Here is a 3,811-nt window from a genome sequence, read left to right on the forward strand (position 1 = left end):
GATCATGAGCGTTCCTCCTCGGTGTCCGACGACGACGTCCTCTGCGACGTCCCCGGCGATGTGCTCTCAGGTGTGCTCTGCGGTGCTCCCTGGGCGTCGTCGCCCGGCTGCGAGGACTCCCCCGCACCCGACGGCGACGCGTACCGCAGGGTCTGGTTCCCCACGCCCGGCAGCGACAGGTCGCTCTGCGGGGTCACGCTCGACTGGATCCCGTAGCGCGACCCCAGCAGCTGCAGGTAGGCCGGGGCGCCGGAGCGAGCGTACGCGGTCTGCATGTCGTCAGGGTCACCGATCGCCCGGATCGTGTAGGTCGGCCCCGGGAGCGGCACGAGGTCCACCAGGATGGCGTCGCCGGCGTTGCGGATCGCGGACAGCGACGTCAGCCGCTGGTCGTCCACCGAGATCGCCTCCGCGCCCGCAGCCCACAGGGCGTTCACCACGGTCTGCACGTCCGCGTCGCGCACCCGGGCGCTCGCGTCGGGGTCGGACTCGGACTGCGCGGCGTCACCGTCGGACAGGGAGACCACCAGGCCCGGACCGCTGACCGCCGCCGACCCGCTCACCACGCCGTCGCGCTGCAGCGTCTGCAGGAGGCCCGGGTCCTCGCTGGCGAGAGCGGTGTGCTGCAACGCCTCGATCTCGTCGCTCAGCGCCACCGACCGGGCCTGCAGCACGTCCACCTCGTCGCGCCGGTCCACGATCTGCGTCTCCAGCACCTCGCGCGCCGCCGCCACCTCGGCCTGGGGCGCTCGCAGCTGGCGCGCCGCGGACACGGTCAGCAGGCCCAGCAGCGCGGCCAGCAGCAGCAGGAGCACGACGGAGAGCCCCCGGCGTCCCGTCGGGCGCCCGGCCCGCGCCGCCTCCGCGCGCCGCTCGGCCTCCTCCGCGTACCCCGGGTCGAGAGGCTTCTCCATCACCTCGACCAGCAGGGTCATCGACTCGTCCGGGCGACGGCGCCCCGGCGCGCGCACCGGCGCCGTCACGCCTCGCCTCCCGAGCCCTCGACGTCGGGCCCGGCGCTCGCGGCCACCAGCAGCTCGCGCGCCTGCCGCAGGTACTGCACGCCCGCCACCCAGTACAGGCCGACGCCCCACCACGTGAACGCCCAGCCCACGACGTGCGCCGCCGCACCGACCCCACCCGGCATCGTCGCCAGGAGGAGCAGCGGGAACGCGTACAGGAGCGCGAACGTCCCGGCCTTGCCCACGAAGCTCACCGGCAGCGGCCCGTACCCGTGCCGCGCCAGCGGCGGCAGCAGGCACGCGAGCATCACGTCCCGGGCCACGATCACCACGAGGATCCACAGCGGGATCACGTCGCGCCAGGTCAGGCCGATCAGGGTGACGAAGATGAAGAGGCGGTCCGCCGCCGGGTCGAGCATCTGCCCCAGCCGCGTCACCTGGTGCAGCCGCCGCGCCAGCACGCCGTCCAGCCAGTCCGTGAAGCCTGAGAAGGCCAGGACGGCGAGGGCCCACACGTCCTCGCCCACCACGATCAGCACCGCGAACACGGGCACCAGGGCCAGACGCAGCAAGCTCACCAGGTTTGGGATCGTGAAGACCCGGCTGCTGATCTCCTGGCCCTCCTGCACGGGGCACATCCTACGCACGCCCCCTGCGCCCAGTGGCCGAACTCACCGGCACCCGCCGGACCACTTCCGGCCCTGGCCGGTAGACTGTGACCACCTTCGGAGTTCGTCGTGCCTCCCGCGTGTTCGTTGTGCCCCGCTCAGAGCGGGGCTTGGTGTGTGTCCGGGACCGAGCGACCGTGCCGCCTCCTCGGCGGTGCAGGACTCCTCCCCCACCACCCACAGAACGGTGACCCCCTCTTGAGCACCCCTGACTCCACCCTGCCCAGCGAGCCCACCTCCGGGCAGACCACCGGGCAGGAGCCCACGTTCGCCGACCTCGGCCTCCCCGCGCCGCTGCAGGCCGCCGTCGACGACCTCGGGTTCACGACGCCGTCGCCCATCCAGGCGCGCGCCATCCCCGAGCTCCTCGCCGGCCGCGACATCACCGGCGTCGCCCAGACCGGCACCGGCAAGACCGCCGCCTTCGGCATCCCGCTGCTCGCGGCCCTCGACCCGCAGGCCTCCGTCGCCGGCGGGCACGTGCAGGCCCTCGTCCTCGCCCCCACCCGCGAGCTCGCGCTCCAGGTCGCCGAGGCCGTCGAGTCGTTCGCCACCCACCTGCCCGGGGTGCGCGTCACCTCCGTGTACGGCGGCTCCCCCTACCAGCCGCAGCAGCGCGCCCTGCGCGACGGCGTGCACGTCGTCGTCGGCACCCCCGGCCGCGTGATGGACCACCTCGAGCGGGGCACCCTCTCCCTCGACGGCGTCAAGTTCCTGGTCCTCGACGAGGCCGACGAGATGCTCCGCATGGGCTTCGCCGAGGACGTCGAGACGATCTTCGGCCAGGCGCCCGCGAAGCGACAGGTCGCCCTGTTCTCCGCGACCATGCCGCCCGCCATCCGCGCCGTCGCCGAGACCCACCTCACCGACCCCGTCGCGATCGCCGTCTCCCGTCAGTCCTCCACCGTGTCGACCGTCGAGCAGACCTACGCCGTCGTGCCCTTCCGGCACAAGATCGGTTCCCTCGTCCGGGTGCTCGCCACCTCCGACGCCGACGCCACCATCGTCTTCACCCGCACCCGCAAGGACGCCGAGGAGGTCGGCGCCGCCCTCGTGGAGCGCGGCACCTCCGCCGCCACCATCTCCGGCGACGTCGCACAGAAGGAGCGCGAGAAGATCGTCGAGCGCCTCAAGTCCGGCGCCCTCGACGTGCTCGTCGCCACGGACGTCGCAGCCCGCGGTCTCGACGTCGACCGCATCGGCCTCGTCGTCAACTTCGACATCCCCCGCGAGCCGGAGGCCTACGTGCACCGCATCGGGCGCACCGGCCGCGCCGGGCGTACCGGCCGTGCCCTGTCGTTCGTCACGCCCCACGAGCGCGGCAAGCTCAAGCACATCGAGCGGACCATCCGCACGACGCTCGCCGAGGTCGAGATCCCCTCGCCCCGCGACGTCTCGGAGCACCGCGCCCGTCGCCTCCTCGACGCCGTCGGCACGCGCATCGAGGCCGGCCGCCTCGACCTGTACACCCGGATGCTCCAGGAGCGCGCGGCCTCCGCGTCGGACGCCGCGGAGGCCGACGGCACGCCGGCCCCCGCCGAGGGTGGCGACGACGCCCTCCAGATCGCGGCCGCCCTCCTGGCGCTCGCGGTCGGGGACGACGGCCCCCAGCAGCGCGCGGCCCAGGAGGAGCACGAGCGCGAGCGGGCCGAGGCCAAGGGCGGGCGCACCCGTGAGACGCACCGCGCCGAGCGGACCGAGCGCGACGGCGACCGCACCGGCCGCCACCCCCGCTCGGACCGCGACGACCGCGGCCGCGGCATCCGCCGTCCCGCCGCCGGCACGCGCTACCGCATCTCCGTCGGGCACACGCACGGCGCGCAGCCGCGTGGCATCGTCGGGGCGCTCACGCACGAGGGCGGCCTGTCGGGCAGCGACATCGGCAAGATCGACATCTTCGGCAACTTCTCGCTGGTCGACATCACGCGGCCGCTCGACGACGCCGACATGAACCGGATCGGCCGCGCCCACGTGGCCGGCAAGGCGCTCCGCATCTCCGTCGACAAGGGCGCGCCGGAGCGACGCGCCCCGCGCACGGAGCGGCCCCGCACCGACCGTCGTCCGGCCCGCACGGCCTGACGCACCGGGCGGCACGATCGCGGTCATGGGCATCCAGCGCGCCGACGGCGAGCGGGGGATGGCGGAGGCGCGGCGGCTGAGGTCCCTCGTCGTGAGCCTCGG

At 74.3% G+C, this 3,811-nt stretch carries 3 protein-coding genes; 1 reads left to right on the forward strand and 2 read right to left on the reverse strand.

The genetic code is table 11. From position 1 onward, the window contains the following. Positions 1 to 2: 2 nt before the first annotated feature. Both ACFWEK_RS19920 and ACFWEK_RS19925 read right to left on the reverse strand, forming a co-directional pair. Positions 3 to 983, reverse strand: a complete 981-nt coding sequence (locus ACFWEK_RS19920) for a DUF881 domain-containing protein (RefSeq protein WP_430555167.1) — start codon at positions 981 to 983, stop codon at positions 3 to 5. Further along, on the reverse strand, positions 980 to 1,600 hold the full coding sequence (locus tag ACFWEK_RS19925) for a CDP-alcohol phosphatidyltransferase family protein (protein ID WP_430555168.1): 621 nt from the start codon (positions 1,598 to 1,600) through the stop codon (positions 980 to 982). The genes ACFWEK_RS19920 and ACFWEK_RS19925 overlap by 4 nt, the downstream gene beginning before the upstream one ends. A gap of 228 nt (positions 1,601 to 1,828) precedes the next feature. Between ACFWEK_RS19925 and ACFWEK_RS19930 the strand changes: the two genes are divergently transcribed. Beyond that, positions 1,829 to 3,709: a DEAD/DEAH box helicase gene (locus ACFWEK_RS19930; RefSeq protein ID WP_430555169.1), complete on the forward strand. Its 1,881-nt coding sequence runs from the start codon at positions 1,829 to 1,831 to the stop codon at positions 3,707 to 3,709. Positions 3,710 to 3,811 lie beyond the last annotated feature (102 nt).

Source organism: Isoptericola sp. NPDC060257, assembly GCF_042726645.1.
GTDB classification, from domain to species: Bacteria; Actinomycetota; Actinomycetes; order Actinomycetales; family Cellulomonadaceae; genus Isoptericola; species Isoptericola nanjingensis.

Excerpts from the sequence above, each read along its gene's own strand:
- ACFWEK_RS19925 (WP_430555168.1), bottom strand. The coding sequence starts at position 1,600 with ATGTGCCCCGTGCAGGAGGGCCAGGAGATCAGCAGCCGGGTCTTCACG.